This is a genomic window from Martinezella sp. CNPSo 3964, assembly GCF_057784375.1.
In genome coordinates this window covers 627,680-644,294 of sequence record NZ_JBXSOW010000001.1, presented here as the reverse complement: position 1 = coordinate 644,294, position 16,615 = coordinate 627,680, and the positions used below count along the sequence as shown (strand labels likewise).

The 16,615-nt window shown below is 60.7% G+C and carries 12 protein-coding genes; 8 read left to right on the top strand and 4 right to left on the bottom strand.

Annotated elements, in window-relative coordinates:
- The first annotated feature begins 10 nt into the window (after positions 1-10).
- Positions 11-844, top strand: a complete 834-nt coding sequence (gene pstB / locus AC13Q5_RS03120) for a phosphate ABC transporter ATP-binding protein PstB (protein ID WP_083961298.1) — start codon at positions 11-13, stop codon at positions 842-844.
- A 143-nt stretch (positions 845-987) separates the two neighbouring features.
- On the opposite strand, the gene AC13Q5_RS03115 is transcribed toward pstB, so the two are convergent.
- Positions 988-2,241, bottom strand: a complete 1,254-nt coding sequence (locus AC13Q5_RS03115; protein ID WP_488500817.1) for a GGDEF domain-containing protein — start codon at positions 2,239-2,241, stop codon at positions 988-990.
- Between the two features lie 505 nt (positions 2,242-2,746).
- Here AC13Q5_RS03115 and clpP point away from each other — a divergent pair.
- The 4 genes from clpP (at position 2,747) to hupB (ending at position 8,275) form a co-directional block, all read left to right on the top strand.
- On the top strand, positions 2,747-3,379 hold the full coding sequence (gene clpP, locus AC13Q5_RS03110) for an ATP-dependent Clp endopeptidase proteolytic subunit ClpP (protein WP_004122396.1): 633 nt from the start codon (positions 2,747-2,749) through the stop codon (positions 3,377-3,379).
- Positions 3,380-3,677: 298 nt separating this feature from the next.
- Positions 3,678-4,955: an ATP-dependent Clp protease ATP-binding subunit ClpX gene (clpX, locus tag AC13Q5_RS03105; RefSeq protein WP_047627083.1), complete on the top strand. Its 1,278-nt coding sequence runs from the start codon at positions 3,678-3,680 to the stop codon at positions 4,953-4,955.
- Between the two features lie 420 nt (positions 4,956-5,375).
- The gene (gene lon, locus AC13Q5_RS03100; RefSeq protein WP_075852263.1) at positions 5,376-7,796 is read left to right on the top strand and encodes an endopeptidase La; all 2,421 of its coding nucleotides are present in this window, start codon (positions 5,376-5,378) and stop codon (positions 7,794-7,796) included.
- A 203-nt stretch (positions 7,797-7,999) separates the two neighbouring features.
- On the top strand, positions 8,000-8,275 hold the full coding sequence (gene hupB / locus AC13Q5_RS03095; protein WP_015339480.1) for a DNA-binding protein HupB: 276 nt from the start codon (positions 8,000-8,002) through the stop codon (positions 8,273-8,275).
- A 198-nt stretch (positions 8,276-8,473) separates the two neighbouring features.
- On the opposite strand, the gene AC13Q5_RS03090 is transcribed toward hupB, so the two are convergent.
- A complete protein-coding gene (locus AC13Q5_RS03090) occupies positions 8,474-9,115 on the bottom strand; it encodes a dihydrofolate reductase family protein (RefSeq protein WP_457880070.1) in 642 nt (213 codons plus the stop codon).
- Between the two features lie 89 nt (positions 9,116-9,204).
- On the opposite strand from AC13Q5_RS03090, the gene AC13Q5_RS03085 reads away from it, so the two are divergent.
- On the top strand, positions 9,205-9,741 hold the full coding sequence (locus AC13Q5_RS03085) for a winged helix-turn-helix transcriptional regulator (RefSeq protein ID WP_488500816.1): 537 nt from the start codon (positions 9,205-9,207) through the stop codon (positions 9,739-9,741).
- A 120-nt stretch (positions 9,742-9,861) separates the two neighbouring features.
- On the opposite strand, the gene AC13Q5_RS03080 is transcribed toward AC13Q5_RS03085, so the two are convergent.
- Positions 9,862-10,599, bottom strand: a complete 738-nt coding sequence (locus AC13Q5_RS03080; RefSeq protein WP_488500815.1) for an SDR family oxidoreductase — start codon at positions 10,597-10,599, stop codon at positions 9,862-9,864.
- 104 nt (positions 10,600-10,703) lie between these two features.
- Positions 10,704-11,690: an aldo/keto reductase gene (locus AC13Q5_RS03075; RefSeq protein ID WP_488500814.1), complete on the bottom strand. Its 987-nt coding sequence runs from the start codon at positions 11,688-11,690 to the stop codon at positions 10,704-10,706.
- Positions 11,691-11,913: 223 nt separating this feature from the next.
- On the opposite strand from AC13Q5_RS03075, the gene AC13Q5_RS03070 reads away from it, so the two are divergent.
- The gene (locus AC13Q5_RS03070; protein ID WP_488500813.1) at positions 11,914-13,149 is read left to right on the top strand and encodes a metallophosphoesterase family protein; all 1,236 of its coding nucleotides are present in this window, start codon (positions 11,914-11,916) and stop codon (positions 13,147-13,149) included.
- The gene (locus tag AC13Q5_RS03065; RefSeq protein WP_488500812.1) at positions 13,149-16,604 is read left to right on the top strand and encodes an ATP-binding protein; all 3,456 of its coding nucleotides are present in this window, start codon (positions 13,149-13,151) and stop codon (positions 16,602-16,604) included. The genes AC13Q5_RS03070 and AC13Q5_RS03065 overlap by 1 nt, the downstream gene beginning before the upstream one ends.
- Positions 16,605-16,615: the final 11 nt, after the last annotated feature.

The window sequence follows — 16,615 nt, the reverse complement described above, 5'->3', positions numbered from 1 at the left end:
GAATGAGACCATGAACATGAGCGACAGCAATTTCCAGAGCGTCAACGCACAGCCGGGGAAGGACGCTGCTTCCCAGTCGGATCTCGGCCTGGCGAAACTGGAGGTGAAGAACCTCGATTTCACCTATCAGAACGGCCATCGCGTTCTGAAGAGCGTGAATATGAACATCCGCAAAAACGCGGTCACCGCCTTCATCGGCCCTTCGGGCTGCGGCAAGTCCACGCTGCTGCGCACCTTCAACCGGATGTATGATCTCTATCCGGGTCAGACGGTTGCGGGCGAGATCCTGCTCGATGGCCGCAACATCCTCACCAAGGACGTCGATCTGAACGATCTGCGCGCCAAGGTCGGCATGGTGTTCCAGAAGCCGACGCCGTTCCCGATGTCGATCTATGAAAACGTCGCTTTCGGCATCCGGCTCTATGAGAAGATTTCCAAGGCGGAAATGGACGTCCGCGTCGAAGCGGCGCTGACGGAAACTGCGCTGTGGAGCGAAGTGAAGGAAAAGCTGCACCAGAGCGGGCTTGGCCTTTCCGGTGGCCAGCAGCAGCGCCTCTGCATCGCTCGTGCCATTGCCATTCGCCCCGAAGTCCTGCTGCTCGACGAGCCGACTTCGGCGCTCGACCCGATCTCGACCGCCAAGGTCGAAGAACTCGTATCGCAGCTGAAGGGCGATTTCACCATTGTCATCGTCACGCACAACATGCAGCAGGCGAGCCGTATCTCCGACAGCACCGCCTTCATGTATCTCGGCGAATTGATCGAATACGGCCAGACCGAGCAGATCTTCCAGGCGCCGAAGGTCAAGCGCACGGAAGACTACATCACCGGTCGTTACGGCTGATACGGCCGAAGATTGCCGCACAATTTGCAAAGGCGCGCTGTTGAGGTGCGCCTTTTGCGTTTGAGGATGGCTGTCTTTGTCCGGCGATTGCACGATGTGGTCAGGCTGAAAGCCTATCAGATAGGATGCGCCGGATGGGCCGGTTACATCCTGGCGAGCGTGCCCATGCGCCGCAAGGCGTGGATCTGGTCGTCGAGCGTCGGCACCAGTTCGCCTTCATCGGCTGCAGTCGTCGTGTCGGGCTCCCTGGCGGTCTCCATTTCATTGAAGACGATGGTGCAGTTGCGGCCTGCGCGCTTGGCTGAGTAAAGCGCGCGGTCTGCGAAGGAGACCAACCGGTCCCAGGTGACGGTGTCGCGCGGCATGATCGCAACGCCGATGCTGACCGTCGCCGGCACCAGCGAGCGGCCGGCAAGCAGCGGCACGCGGCAGAAATCGGCGCGGATGGTTTCCGCCAGCGCTTCGGCCTGCGATTGCTCGTCTATTAGAACGAAGGCCACGAATTCCTCTCCGCCCATTCTGCCGAATGCGCCAGTGCGAGGCACGAACTGACGGGCGATACGGGCGAACTCGACCAGTACGGCATCGCCTGCCTGGTGGCCATGGCGGTCGTTGATCTTCTTGAAATGGTCGAGATCGAACAGCAGCGCGGCGAGCTTCTGAGGCTGCTGCTGGCCGTTTCCGGCAAGAATATCGTAGCTTTCCTGCAGCCCGCGCCGGTTCAGAACTCCGGTCAAAGTGTCGGTGATGGAAATCGCCCGCCAGCGTTGTTCGGCGCGTTCCATGAGAAGCTTGCCGTTGAGGATGATGGCGACGATGATGAGCAGCGCATAGCCGAGTGCCATGTAGCCGCGATAGATCATGGCCTGCCCCAATGGCGGAGCCGTCAACACCATCCAGAGAGCCGAGCCGAAGCAGAAGCAGGCGAGTGTCACGAAGACGATGCCGAGCTGCCCGCGCGCCGGCTCGCGCCGGCCATCAGCCGGCTGGACCGCAAAGGCGAGCAGGGTCGCGCCGACGGCGCCTGCGAGATCGTAGACGATAATGCGATTGATGAAATTATCGGTGACCCAGGGCAGGCTGACGCCGATCAGCCAGAGCACCGGCGGCAGGAATGCCGACCATTCCAGCTTGCGCTTGTCCATGACACGGAAGCCGGCGATCCAGGCGCTTTCGCCAAGCAGCCCGACGGCATTGCCGATCTGGATCGACCAGATGTCGGGGATGACGCCGCGAGCTGCCACCAAGGCGAATCCCGCGGCGCTGACTGTGAAACCCAGGGCCCAGATCAAATAGGCGGGGGATTTGCGATCGTGCCGCCAGGCAAGAAGGAGAACGGTCGCCAAGGTGATGGCTTCCGAACACCAGATGGTCAGGCCTGTGGTCATATTCAGCACGATCGGACATCTCCGCTGTTTTCGGTCCGTCGGCGCAAACAGCACGACGATTTCCGCGATCGGCTCATCCTTGCCCAATAAGATGGCAAGTTCCTTAAATGAGTTGGTAAATTTTGCCTGTGCTGGAGATCTCCGCCGGACCGGCACAAACCTTCATGCTTCCTTCACCTTGCGACTGCGAATTGTAGTGGGTAGCGGATGGTGCGTCGCTACGGCGCCTTGGCATTCGAGGAGCCGTAGTTAGAAATGCTTTGTCAACGCTTCGTGGGGCATTAGAGCAATTCCAGGAAAAGTGCGTAGCGGTTTTCCGTCCGGAGTTGCGAGACAACAAAGAGATTGAGCGGTTCAGAGATTCCGTGAAAAGCTAAACCGCTCTAGTGCTTTTTGACGTTATGCTTTCGGGCGTCTTGAAGTGCAGGGCAGGGACACTCTATGTAGGAGTAAAGGATTTTTACTCCGATTCCCGGCGTTTCCGTCGCCGGGGCAAGTTTGATAAAGGACGCACATGAGAAATCCAGTCGATACAGCTATGGCTCTGGTGCCGATGGTTGTCGAGCAGACCAACCGCGGGGAGCGGTCTTACGACATCTATTCCCGCCTGCTGAAGGAACGCATCATTTTCCTGACCGGACCGGTCGAAGACCATATGGCGACGCTGGTGTGCGCCCAGCTTCTCTTCCTTGAGGCCGAAAACCCGAAGAAGGAAATCGCGCTCTATATCAATTCGCCGGGTGGTGTCGTGACCGCCGGCATGGCGATCTACGATACGATGCAGTTCATCAAGCCGGCCGTTTCGACGCTCTGCATCGGCCAGGCTGCCTCCATGGGATCGCTGCTTCTGGCCGCCGGCGACAAGGACATGCGTTTCGCAACGCCGAATTCCCGCATCATGGTTCACCAGCCTTCGGGCGGTTTCCAGGGCCAGGCTTCGGACATCGAGCGCCACGCACGCGACATCATCAAGATGAAGCGTCGTCTCAATGAAGTTTACGTCAAGCATTGCGGCCGGACCTATGAAGAGGTCGAGCAGACGCTCGATCGTGACCATTTCATGTCCTCGGATGAGGCCAAGGAATGGGGTCTGATCGACAAGGTGCTGACGTCGCGTACCGAAATAGAGGGTGAAAGCGCCTCGTGATTAATCCACGGGGCGGTGACTTCTACGCCACAGTTCTATCCCATTTGTGATCGAATAGGGGTTTAATGTGGAGCGGAACGCGGTAATAGTAGGCATTAATGCTATGTAGCGTTTTTGTGACATAGCATTCGGCATTCGAAGGGGGATTCGTTGCCACGCAGTTCCGGTTGGTTGCCTGGCCTGCGTTCAATACCCTGAAGGGCGCCGCGATCTGCAAACGAGGGGCAGGTCCGGCGGGCGCATAGAGTGGACCGCAATTTCAATTTGGAAATTTGCGGCGTGCTGGAAGGAAAGTGATATGAGCAAAGTCAGCGGCAGCAACGGCGGCGACTCAAAGAACACGCTTTATTGTTCGTTCTGCGGTAAGAGCCAGCATGAAGTCCGGAAGTTGATTGCCGGACCGACCGTATTCATCTGCGACGAGTGCGTCGAGCTATGCATGGACATCATCCGCGAGGAAAACAAATCCTCGATGGTGAAGTCCCGTGACGGTGTTCCGACCCCGCAGGACATCATCAAGGTTCTTGACGAATACGTCATCGGCCAGCGGCAGGCGAAGAAGATCCTCTCCGTTGCCGTTCACAACCATTACAAGCGTCTCGCTCACGCATCGAAGAACGGTGACGTCGAGCTGGCGAAGTCGAACATCATGCTCGTCGGTCCGACAGGCTGCGGCAAGACCTATCTTGCCCAGACGCTCGCCCGCATCATCGATGTGCCGTTCACCATGGCCGATGCGACGACGCTGACGGAAGCTGGCTACGTCGGTGAGGACGTCGAAAACATCATCCTGAAGCTGCTGCAGGCTGCCGACTACAATGTCGAGCGCGCGCAGCGTGGCATCGTCTACATCGACGAAGTCGACAAGATTTCCCGCAAGTCGGACAATCCGTCGATCACGCGCGACGTCTCGGGCGAGGGCGTGCAGCAGGCGCTTCTGAAGATCATGGAAGGCACGGTGGCTTCGGTTCCCCCGCAGGGCGGCCGCAAGCATCCGCAGCAGGAATTCCTGCAGGTGGACACGACCAACATCCTCTTCATCTGCGGGGGTGCCTTCGCAGGCCTCGACAAGATCATCTCCGCCCGCGGCGAGAAGACCTCGATCGGCTTCGGCGCCACCGTCAAGGCGCCGGATGACCGCCGCGTCGGCGAAGTCTTGCGGGAGCTGGAGCCGGAAGATCTGGTGAAGTTCGGCCTCATCCCGGAATTCATCGGCCGTCTGCCCGTTCTGGCGACGCTGGAAGACCTCGACGAGGATGCGCTGATCCAGATCCTGTCCGAGCCAAAGAACGCGCTGGTGAAGCAGTATCAGCGCCTGTTCGAGATGGAGGACGTCGAGCTGACCTTCCACGAGGATGCCCTGCGCGAAATCGCCCGCAAGGCGATCGTCCGCAAGACGGGTGCCCGCGGTCTGCGCTCCATCATGGAGAAGATCCTCCTCGACACCATGTTCGAGCTGCCGGCCCTGGAAGGCGTGCGCGAAGTGGTCATTTCCGAGGAAGTGGTTCGCGGCTCCGCCCGCCCGCTCTACATCTATGCCGATCGGCAGGAAGAAAAGGCCAACGCGACGGCCTGATCCACCATAAGCGATCACGAATAGGAGGCTCGTCATCGACGGGCCTCTTTCTGTTTGAAAAATCGTGCAGTTTGCTGATAAAGTCTTGGATAAGCTTATTGGAATGCCGTCGGAACCGGTTGTGAAGAGCCCCTGCTGCAGCCATGATGGCATGATTCTGGAGCACTAGGCGGACAGGGCGCAGGCCCGGCGTTTTCTCTTCGGATTTTAGCGTCGCCGGCAGTGTTCGAGTTGCCGGGTCTTGGTGTTTTGTTGTTGCGTTCCTCCTCGCGAATACGCGGGATCGTCGCCTTGTGGCGGGCGTTTCCTGTGACTTGAAATAGGCAGTGTGAAGCTCCACTTGTTTACCAAGTGAGAGAGCCGGCTAAATCCCCCAAGCCGGCAGAGAGCCCGGGAACGGGACGACGGAAAGGAAATGACATGAGTAAGAAAACGTCTGCGACACACGACAGCATTGCCTATCCGGTACTGCCGTTGCGCGACATCGTGGTCTTCCCCCACATGATCGTGCCTCTGTTCGTCGGACGGGAGAAATCCATTCGCGCGCTGGAAGAGGTCATGGGTTCGGACAAGCAGATCATGCTGGTCACCCAGATCAATGCCAGCGATGATGATCCCGCGCCGGACGCCATCCACAAGGTCGGTACCGTTGCAAATGTCCTGCAGCTGCTGAAACTGCCCGACGGCACCGTCAAGGTGCTGGTGGAAGGCCGTGCGCGCGCAGAGATCGACGAATATACCGGCCGTGAAGACTTCTACGAAGCCCTCGGCCACGTGCTGCATGAGCCGGAAGAAGATCAGGTCGAGCTCGAAGCTTTGAGCCGTTCGGTCGTCTCCGAATTCGAGAGCTACGTGAAGCTCAACAAGAAGATCTCGCCGGAAGTGGTTGGTGCCGCCAGCCAGATCGACGACTATTCGAAGCTGGCCGATACCGTCGCATCGCACCTGTCGATCAAGATCACCGAAAAGCAGGAAATGCTGGAAACTACCAGCGTCAAGGCTCGCCTGGAAAAGGCGCTCGGCTTCATGGAAGGCGAGATTTCGGTTCTGCAGGTCGAGAAGCGCATCCGCTCGCGCGTCAAGCGCCAGATGGAGAAGACGCAGCGCGAATACTATCTGAACGAGCAGATGAAGGCGATCCAGAAGGAGCTCGGCGACGGCGAGGAAGGCCGCGACGAGATGGCCGAACTGGAAGAGCGTATCTCCAAGACCAAGCTGTCGAAGGAAGCCAAGGAAAAGGCCGATGCCGAGCTGAAGAAGCTGCGGCAGATGAGCCCGATGTCGGCCGAAGCGACCGTCGTGCGCAACTATCTCGACTGGCTGCTGGGCATCCCCTGGCACAAGAAGTCGAAGGTCAAGGCTGACCTGAACAATGCCGAGAAGATCCTCGAAGCGGATCATTTCGGCCTCGACAAGGTCAAGGAGCGCATCGTCGAATATCTGGCCGTCCAGGCTCGTGCGACGAAGATCAAAGGCCCGATCCTGTGCCTCGTCGGCCCTCCGGGCGTCGGCAAGACCTCGCTCGCCCAGTCGATCGCCAAGGCGACCGGCCGTGAGTATGTCCGCATGGCGCTTGGCGGCGTCCGCGACGAAGCTGAGATCCGCGGTCACCGCCGCACCTATATCGGCTCGATGCCCGGCAAGGTCATCCAGTCGATGAAGAAGGCCAAGAAGTCCAACCCGCTGTTCCTGCTCGACGAGATCGACAAGCTCGGCCAGGACTATCGCGGCGATCCGTCTTCGGCCCTTTTGGAAGTGCTGGACCCCGCGCAGAACTCGACCTTCATGGATCACTACCTGGAAGTCGAATACGACCTGTCGGACGTGATGTTCATCACGACGGCGAATACGCTGAATATCCCTGCGCCGCTGATGGACCGCATGGAGATCATCCGTATCGCCGGCTACACCGAAGACGAAAAGCGCGAGATCGCCAAGCGGCACCTGCTGCCGAAGGCCATCAAGGAACATGCGTTGCAGCCGAGTGAATTCTCGGTCGACGACGGTGCTCTTATGATCATCATCCAGCAGTACACCCGCGAAGCCGGCGTGCGTAACCTCGAGCGTGAATTGATGAAGCTTGCCCGCAAGGCGGTTACCGAGATCATCAAGGGCAAGACCAAGTCGATTGCTGTCACGGCTGAGAACGTCCCGGACTATCTCGGCGTGCCGCGGTTCCGCCATGGTGAAGCCGAGCGCGACGACCAGGTTGGTGTTGTCACCGGTCTTGCCTGGACGGAGGTTGGCGGCGAGCTGCTGACGATCGAAGGCGTGATGATGCCGGGCAAGGGCCGTATGACGGTCACCGGCAACCTGAAGGAAGTCATGAAGGAATCGATCTCGGCGGCGGCGTCTTACGTCCGCTCGCGCGCTGTCGATTTCGGCATCGAGCCGCCGCGCTTCGACAAGAGCGACATCCACGTGCACGTGCCGGAAGGCGCAACCCCGAAGGATGGCCCGTCTGCCGGTGTTGCCATGGCAACCGCGATCGTTTCGATCATGACCGGCATCCCGGTTTCCAAGGATGTCGCCATGACGGGTGAAATCACGCTGCGCGGCCGTGTGCTGCCGATCGGCGGCCTGAAGGAAAAGCTGCTCGCCGCACTGCGCGGCGGCATCAAGAAGGTACTGATCCCGGAAGAAAACGCCAAGGATCTGGCGGAGATTCCGGACAACGTGAAGAACAGGATGGAAATCATCCCCGTGTCGCGCATGGGTGAGGTGATCAAGCATGCGCTTGTTCGCCGGCCCGAGCCGATCGAATGGGACGGCACCGTGGAAACGCCTGTGATCGCAACGGTCGAAGGCGTCGACGAAGTGGGTTCTACCATCGCTCATTGAGCCTCTTCGCCTCAATTCTGTCGAATTGACATAAATGCACGAAAAGACCGGCATTTTTGCCGGTCTTTTTTTGTGAAAAGCGTATGGCAACGCTTGCTTTTCCTTGATTTGCAGGGTTTTTGGGGTTGCGGCGGGTAAGAGCATTGCTATTTTGCGCCCCGCTTACTGATAAGTCGTTTCATACCAGAGAAAGGGGTGGAAACATGAACAAGAATGAGCTCGTGTCCGCAGTGGCTGAGAAGGCCGGTATCACGAAGGCTGACGCTGCTTCCGCTGTCGACGCTGTTTTCGATACTGTCCAGGCTGAACTGAAGAAGGGCGGCGACATTCGCCTTGCTGGTTTCGGCAGCTTCACCGTTTCCCACCGTGCAGCCACCAAGGGCCGTAACCCGTCCACCGGTGCCGAGGTCGATATTCCTGCCCGTAACGTACCGAAGTTCACGCCCGGCAAGGGCCTGAAGGACTCGGTCAACAGCTAATTCGTTTTCACCCGCTACGAGGCATCTGCCTTGCGGGTGGACAAGATTGGGGCCTGCTTTTGCAGGCCCTTTTTTATGATCTCATGCCGCAATTGTGCGCTGAAAATTCAAGGCTAGCCCGGGCGAGCAGGTGCGGACTTGCGCAAAGCCGTCAAGTGGATGGCTCCGTCCGTGCAGATGAGCCGCGACAGATGGCCCTCATTTGCTCAAAACGATGTGAGTAGCCTTCTCTGTCGCCTCATGCGCAACGACCCGAAAGCCGAGCGAAGGAAGGTCGATGCCGGCGAACATTGCTTCGCCTTTCCCGAGCACGACTGGCGAAATGGCATAGTGTATCTCGTCGACCAAGCCCGCCTGAAGATATTGGCGCACCGTGCTGACGCCGCCGCCGATCTTGATATCCTTGCCTCCGGCGGCCGCCCTGGCTTGGCCGAGTGCCTCCTCGATCCCGCCCGTGACAAAATAGAAGGTCGTACCGCCTTCCATGACGATCGGCTCGCGGGGGTAATGCGTGAGGATGAATGTCGGTGCATGATATGGGGGATTGTCGCCCCACCAGCCTTTCCAGTTTTCATCGGGCCAATCGCCGCGAATGGGGCCGAACATGTTGCGGCCGAGGATGAAGGCACCAAAGCCGGTATTTGCTGACGCGGCGTATTTTGCGTCGGCACCTTCCGTTTCGCCCTCTTTCCCGAACATCGCCTGGAATGTCCGAGTGGGGAAAAACCACTCAAACAGTTCCGGACCACGCTTGCCCAAGGGATCGTTCAGGCTTTGCTCCAATCCGGCTCCGAAGCCATCGATAGAGAGCGAGAATCCTGCAACACGAACTTTCGACATGATTTCCTCCATCCAATTGCAATCTGCAACTGGTTGCGTCGTAGCATGCCTGACCCTACATTGCAATTGGTTCGTTGAAGGATGGGAATATGGATATCGAGCGGCGGTCGGGATGCCCGATCAATCTGACAATGGAAGTGCTGGGGGACCGCTGGAGCCTGGTCGTCATCCGGGACATCATGTTCGGTAATCGCCGGCATTTTCGCGAGTTGCTCAATCGGTCGGAGGAGGGGATTGCCTCCAACATACTCGCCGCGCGCCTGAAGCGTCTCTTCTCGCTCGGCTTGATCACCAAGCTCGACGATCCAACCCACAGTCAGAAGGCGATTTACAGTCTGACGGAACCGGCGATTCAGCTAGTACCCATGATCGCCGCGATCGGCGCCTGGGGTAGGCGGCATCTGCCTGTCAGCGAAGACCTGAGCATCCGCGCCGAACTTCTTGAGAATGGCGGCCCGGCCCTGTGGGACGACTTCATGAACGATCTTAGAAACATTCACATCACCGACCCGATCGGCGGCGCAAATGGCAGTGTCACATCGCCTGTCCTGATAAATCTCACCAACGCGTTTCTCGAGGCCCGCGCAAAGATGGAACGCGAAGAGCGAGAGCGTTTGCGCCGATAACAACGGGAATGCTCCGGCAAGGTGACCAGCGCGCAAGAACCGCAACGCCTGCCGACGACGCAGGGAGCAGAAGGCACCGCTGTCCCGGCGGGAGTTGTCCGTTTTCAGCGTCTGGCGACGTCAGAGCAGTGTTCGGCCGCCATTGACCGCAAGCTTTTGGCCGGTGATGAAATCCGCCTTGCTCGAGGCGAGAAAGACGACGGCGTCGGCAATATCTTCCGGCCTGCCGAAATGGGCCATCGGCGTATGTGCGAGATAGCCATCCTTTGCCTGCTGCGACGCTTCCGCATGGCGCTCGACCGGGATCCAGCCAGGCGCAATGAGATTGACCGTGATCCCCTCCGGCGCGAGCTCTCTCGCCCAGGAGCGCGTCATCGAGAGCATCGCGCCCTTGGCGGAGGCGTAGTTGCCGAAATTGGGATTGCCAAGCTCCGCGACCTCGGAACCGATGTTGATGACACGACCCGATTTGCGGGCCCGCCAATCCGGCAGCACGGCTTGCAGCAGCTCAAGCGGCGCCTTCACGAAGAATTCCAGCTGGTCGAGATATGTCCGCCAGGATTGCTCCATGAGCGGCATTTCCGGCTGGGGTCCCGTCGCATTGTTGACGATCAGATCGACCGGTCCGAGCGATGACTTGATCTGCTCCAAACCGTCCGCAAGCTGGTTCTTGTCGATTACGCTGAACCGGGCGGCAAAAGCCTGTCCACCGCGCTGCCGAATGGTGTCGACGATCTTATCAGCCCCTTGAGTATCGTTCGCATAGTTGACGGCGACGGCCCAGCCTGCTTCCGCAAGCTGCAAGGCGATCACGGCGCCAAGGCCGCGAGAGGCGCCCGTTACCAGCGCTACTTTCATTGCATTCCTCCTCTAGGCCCGGTTCGAGCCTTCTCACTCGCTTTTCTCCAACCAAAGCAGTGCGATAGCCGGAAGCAGGTTCCGGCCATCCATGTCAAAATATCTTACCAGCGATGATGGACGTGCGGCGCGATCAGGCGCTCGTAGACCTCGCGTGTAGCCGCCATGACGTCGGCCGAAAGGGGAGCAAGATCGGCTGCTGCCGCATTGGCCTTGGCCTGCTCGGCATTGCGGGCGCCGGGGATGACGACGGTGACGGCTTCGTTCATCAGGATCCAGCGCAGCGCGAAAGCCGCCATGCTGGCGCCAGCCGGCACCAGCTTGCGCACCTCCTCGACCGCCTGCAGGCCGACTTCGAACGGCACGCCCGCAAAGGTCTCGCCGACATCGAAGGCTTCGCCATGGCGGTTGAAGTTGCGGTGATCGTCGCTGGCGAATTGCGTATCGCGGGTGATCTTGCCGGATAGTAGTCCGGAGGCGAGGGGAACGCGGGCGATAACGGCCACGTTCTTGCGCTTGGCTTCCTTGAAGAACAGATGGTCGGGTCGCTGCCGGAAGATGTTGTAGATGATCTGGATGCTGAGTACGCCCGGATATTCGATCGCCTTCAGCGCCTCTTCGACCTTCTCGACGCTGACGCCATATCCCCTGATCTTGCCGGCCTTCTGTAACTCGTCGAGACCCGCGAAAATCTCCGGACGGTAAAGAACTTCGGTCGGTGGGCAATGAAGCTGCACGAGATCGAGGCTTTCGACGCCGAGGTTCTTCAGGCTGCGATCGATGAAGCCTTCGAGATTGGCCTTGGTATAGCCGTCGGCCACATGCGGGTTCAGCCGGCGGCCGGCTTTGGTCGCCACCATCGGGCGCTCGCCGCCGCGTGCCTTCAACACATCGGCGATGATCTTTTCCGAGCGGCCGTCGCCATAGACGTCGGCGGTATCGATGAAGGTCATGCCGGCATCGAGGGCGGCGTTCAGCGCTGCACGGCCGTCAGCCTCGCTGACATCACCCCATGCGCCGCCGATCTGCCAGGCCCCGAAGCCGACATTGGTCACGATAAAGGGCGTCCGTCCGAAAGCATGATGTCTCATGAGATATCTCCTCTCTTTTGCTCGCAAGATGATAGGGCAGTAGCAGCCGCCCGACAGGGCCACAAGCGCACATCGGCGATCGAGGATCGCAATCGCGTGACTGAGGAATATGCAGGGCGCGGTCCGGCTTACGAAACCGTTGGATGAAGCCGCCGGTGCGGTATTCACAGCGCCTTCGTTTCCTTAAAAGGAGAGATCGGATTTCTGACCGCTATCGGAGCCCATGCCCTCATTCAGATTCATCCATGCCGCCGATCTGCATCTTGGCAGCCCTTTTCAGGGTCTGGCCCTCAAGGATGCCGCCGTCGCGGCAGTCTTCGTCGAAGCAAGCCGGAAAGCCTTTTCGACGCTTGTCGGCTTGGCGATCGAGAAGGCCGTCGATTTCTTTGTCATTGCCGGCGATGTCTATGATGGCGATTGGAAGGACAACAAGATCGGCCTGTTCTTCAATCGCGAGATGGCGCGTCTGGAGCGGGCGGGCATCCCGGTCTATCTGCTGCGCGGCAATCACGATGCGGCAAGCGTCATCACCAAGACCATCACATTGCCGCCAAACGTTCATGAATTTCCGACCGGCAAGCCGGGCAGCGTCAGGCTGGAGGCACTGAAGGTGGCGCTGCACGGCCAGGGCTTTGCCGAGCGCTCGGCCAACGACAATCTGGCGATTACCTATCCGGCACCCGTCTCCGGCTGGTTCAACATCGGCATTCTCCACACCTCGCTGACGGGTCGCGAGCCGCATGCGCCCTATGCTCCGTGCTCCGTCGATGACCTGCGTTCGCGCGGCTATGATTACTGGGCGCTTGGCCATGTGCATGATTATGAAGTGGTGGCGCAGGATCCGCTGGTCATCTTTCCCGGCAATCTGCAGGGCCGCAATATTCGCGAGCGCGGTGCCAAGGGCGCGGTTCTGGTGACCGTCGAAGACGGCCGGATCGAACATGGGCGCATCATCGTCGACGAGGCGCGATTCGCGCAGGTCGACATCGTTGCTGGCCCAGAAGATGACCAAGCCGCGATCCTCCGTCATGTGGAACAGGCGGTACAGCCTTTGGCGGATGAGATGGACGGTCGCATGACAGCGCTGCGCGTTCGGCTTTCCGGGGTCACGCCGCTGCATGGCGTGATCGCCGCCAACCGCCAGCAATGGCGTGACGAGGTGGAAGCCGCCTGCCATCGCGTGCATGAGGATATCTGGCTGGAAAAGCTAGAACTGCGGCTGGAGCCGCCGCCGGAGAAGGCGGCGGATGCTGACGGCGCGCTCGATCTGCGTCAGCTTCTGGCCGAGCATGCCGGCGATGCCGATATCTCGGCGGAAGCAAGCCGCCTGATCGACGAGATTGCCGTGCGCCTGCCGGGCGGCCTCGGCGCGGTCGAGACGCCGCTGGACGACAACATCGGCACGCTCATCGAAGAGGCCCGGCAATTGCTGCTGGCGCGTGGGCAGAGGGCGGGCTGATGCGCTTTACCCGGCTCGATATTCTCCGCTATGGCGCACTGACTGACCGCGCGCTCGATTTTCGCCCCGGCGCGCGGTTGCATGTGATCTACGGCCCGAACGAGGCGGGCAAATCCTCGGCCTTGAGCGCGATCTCCGATCTTCTGTTCGGTTTTCCGACGGCAGCCGAGCAGAGCTTCCTGCATGAGCCAAATACCTTGCGGATCGGTGCTGATATCAGTGCGCGCGATGGTGCGAAGCTGAGTTTCCGCCGCCGCCGTGGCCGCAAGGGAACGCTGCTGGCGCCGGATGACAAGGAAACCACGCTCGCCGAGGATGCGTTGTCGCCCTTTCTCGGCAATTTGAGCCGCGATGTCTTCGAGCGCGCCTTCGGGCTCGACTCGCAGCGGTTACGGCAGGGCGCAACCGCGATGCTGCGCAGCGGCGGCGAAATCGGCAGCCTGCTATTCTCAGCCGCTTCCGGGCTGACCGGCCTGTCACGATTGCGCCAGTCGCTGGAAGCGGAGGCGGACGGCATCTATGCGGCCCGACGCTCGAAGGATCGCGGCTTCTACCAGGCTCTCGACCGCTATGAGGATGCGCGCAAGGCCGAGCGGGACAATGAGCTGAAATCCGGCGACTGGAAGAAGCTTCTTGCCGAAGCGGCAGAGCTGGAGACGGAGCTGGAGCGCCTGCAGACGCAGCGTCATAGCACGCGCGAGGCGCTTGATCAGCTCAAGCGGCTGAAGACCCTGCAGCCCTTGCTATCAGAAATCGATGCGGAAACCCTTGCGCTCGATGGCCTGTCGGATCTTTCCGCCATACCGGATGGCGTCGCCGACAGGCTCGAACAGAGGCTGCGCGACAAACAGGCGAGCGAAGAGGAACTGCGCCGGACGCGGCAAGCCGTTCTCCGCGCAGAAGAAGACCTGGCCCGTATCCAGCTGGATGAAACGCTGCTGCAGATGTCGGGCGATATCACGCAGCTCTTTGCCGATACTGGCAACTACCGCGCCCAGCGCCATGACCTGCCGCGGGTCGACCAGGAGCTCGCCGGTTACGATACGACGCTTTCGCAGCTCGCCCGCCGTCTCGGTCTTGCCGAGGCTGAACTGGAGCGGCAACTGCCAAGCGATATTGACCGTGCGCGCCTGTCCGAGCTGGTAGATGAAGGCAGGCAGCTTGCGCGGCAGATGCAATCTCTTGCCGAGCAATCCGAAGGCGAGCGCAGGCAGCTTGCGGCCCTTGAAAGGGATAGCCTTGCCGGCCGGCTGATCGACCCGCGGCCCTATATCGATCAGCTCGAGGCGCTGGCGGGCGATCTCTCGGCCTTGGCTCGCCTTGATGGGCTGGAAACGCAGATACGCCGCATCGAAGCCGATCTCATTGAGGCTGCTGGACGGCTGAAGCCACCGATTGGTGACATCGATATGCTGTTTTCTGTGCCGCTGCCGGAGGCGACGGAGATTACCGGCCATCGCGATGCCATCGACGCCGCTCGATCGAAGGTGCGAGACGCTGCCGGCAAGCTGCAGGCCTATGACGAGCAACTGGCCGAGATAGAGCGAACGCTCGCGGACGCCGAGCGCACCGGGCCGATCGTTACCCGCGAGCAGATCGTCGCTGCGCGCGAAAGCCGTGACGCGCAATGGTCCACCATCCAGCAAAAGTGGACGGAGGGCGCGGCTCCGGACGCCAGGGTGCTTGCGGTATTGACCGTCGGCGTGGCCGAGGCGGACCGTCTGGCCGATGCCGCCCTCAGCGATGCGGATCGCGTTGCCCGCCATGCCGACTATCGCCTGCGGCAAGTGCGTCTGGTCCAGGAGCAGGACGAGGCCTCCGGTCGGCTCAAAGGCGATGAGAAGGCGCTGAAGGAAGCGCAGGCCAGCTTCGCGGCGCTCTTCGAGCCTTGCGGTATCGATGCCCTCGATCCGTCGACGATGCTCGAATGGCGGCGCGGAGTGGAGCTGCTGCGGCGCGAGCGCAAGGCGCTGCGCGACTTGCGGGATGAACGGGATGAGAATGCGCTGGCGGAAGGTCGCGTACTGCCCGCGCTGCAGGATATTGTCGAGGCGACCGGCTACAAGAGCGGCCGCCTTCCGCCGGCCGCGATTGTGGAGGGCTTGCGCAAGCATCTGCGCCTTCTGTCTGAACGCTGGAGCGAAAGCCGCACGCGGGAAGGGGAGATCGGCGCGGCGCGTGACCGGCTGACCCGGTTCGAGGATCAACAGCAGATATTGGATCGGCAGCACGTCGAGTGGCGCGGCGGCTTCGCCAAAGCCGTTGAGCTGCTTGGCTTGCCGGCTGACACGACCCTCGACATGGCGGCTGCCGCGCTGAAGGCATGGCAAGAGCTGCCCGATGTGCTGGCGGAACGCGAAAACCGTCTGCGTCGTGTCAATGGCATGCGCCGCGATATGGCGGATTTTGAACGGCGGCTCGCGACCCTTGCCGCCAATAACGGTTACGAGCTGGATCATCTGCCGCCGGATGCCGCCGCCGAGGCGCTGCACACTGGCGTCAACGCTATGCGCGGCGAGCTGAAGAAGCGCGACGGTCTCGAAGAGGAGCGGCAGCGTGGGGCAGCGCTCGTGACGCGGCAGGAGGCTGCCCTTGCCGCCATCGCCGCCGATTTAGACCAATTGACCGCGGATCTCGGCGGCGTCGACGATCTGCCGGCACTCCTCTCTCGCCTGCGTGAACGCTCGCGTCTCGCCACGCGTCTCGTCGAAAGCCGCGATCGCTTCCGCCATCAGTCCGACGGCAAGGCCGAAGACGATCTCCGCGCCGAGCTGGCCGGCTTCGAACGCGTCGCCGCCGATGTCGAAATCGAGCGGTTGACCGAGGAAGATCAGCGGCAATTTGCGACGCACGGCGAGCTTTCCGCGCGGTTAGCGGAGAATCGCCGGCAGCGACAGGCCCTGGAAACGGGCGTCAGCGCCGAATATGCGGTTTTCGAAAAGCTCTCGGCTGAGCAGGAGGCAAAAGACCTCGCGCGGCAATGGGTCGTGCTGAAGATTGCAGCCCGCATGCTGGCGGGATCGATGGAAGCCTATCGCGAGAAGCAGGCCGATCCTGTCATCAGCCGTGCCGGCGAACTCTTCTCGCAGCTGACGGGCGGCCGTTTCTCACGCCTGGTCGAAGCGCATGATGAAAGCGACGCGCTACAGCTGCTGGCGGAACGCGCGGCTGGCGAGCGCGTGCCGCTGGATGGCCTGAGCGAAGGCACGGGCGACCAGCTCTATCTCGCTTTGCGGCTGGCGTTCCTCGAAGATTACTCCGCCCGCAACGAGCCGGCGCCGCTGATCGTCGACGATATCTTTCAGACCTTTGACGACGAGCGCGTCAGCGCCGGACTTCAGGTGCTTGCCGCGACGGCCGGTCGTTTCCAGACGATCCTGTTTACCCATGAGAGAAGCGTGGTAGACATCGCCAAGAGCGAGATCGGCCGTGATCTGGACCTGATCCAGCTCTGACGCGGTTCACC

What these genes read in the sequence shown, in the direction of transcription:
- AC13Q5_RS03075 (WP_488500814.1), bottom strand. Translation starts at nt 11,690, where the DNA reads ATGAGACATCATGCTTTCGGACGGACGCCCTTTATCGTGACCAATGTC.
- clpP (WP_004122396.1), top strand. Translation starts at nt 2,747, where the DNA reads ATGAGAAATCCAGTCGATACAGCTATGGCTCTGGTGCCGATGGTTGTC.
- lon (WP_075852263.1), top strand. Translation starts at nt 5,376, where the DNA reads ATGAGTAAGAAAACGTCTGCGACACACGACAGCATTGCCTATCCGGTA.
- hupB (WP_015339480.1), top strand. Translation starts at nt 8,000, where the DNA reads ATGAACAAGAATGAGCTCGTGTCCGCAGTGGCTGAGAAGGCCGGTATC.
- AC13Q5_RS03080 (WP_488500815.1), bottom strand. Translation starts at nt 10,599, where the DNA reads ATGAAAGTAGCGCTGGTAACGGGCGCCTCTCGCGGCCTTGGCGCCGTG.
- clpX (WP_047627083.1), top strand. Translation starts at nt 3,678, where the DNA reads ATGAGCAAAGTCAGCGGCAGCAACGGCGGCGACTCAAAGAACACGCTT.
- AC13Q5_RS03085 (WP_488500816.1), top strand. Translation starts at nt 9,205, where the DNA reads ATGGATATCGAGCGGCGGTCGGGATGCCCGATCAATCTGACAATGGAA.
- AC13Q5_RS03090 (WP_457880070.1), bottom strand. Translation starts at nt 9,115, where the DNA reads ATGTCGAAAGTTCGTGTTGCAGGATTCTCGCTCTCTATCGATGGCTTC.
- AC13Q5_RS03065 (WP_488500812.1), top strand. Translation starts at nt 13,149, where the DNA reads ATGCGCTTTACCCGGCTCGATATTCTCCGCTATGGCGCACTGACTGAC.
- AC13Q5_RS03070 (WP_488500813.1), top strand. Translation starts at nt 11,914, where the DNA reads ATGCCCTCATTCAGATTCATCCATGCCGCCGATCTGCATCTTGGCAGC.
- pstB (WP_083961298.1), top strand. Translation starts at nt 11, where the DNA reads ATGAACATGAGCGACAGCAATTTCCAGAGCGTCAACGCACAGCCGGGG.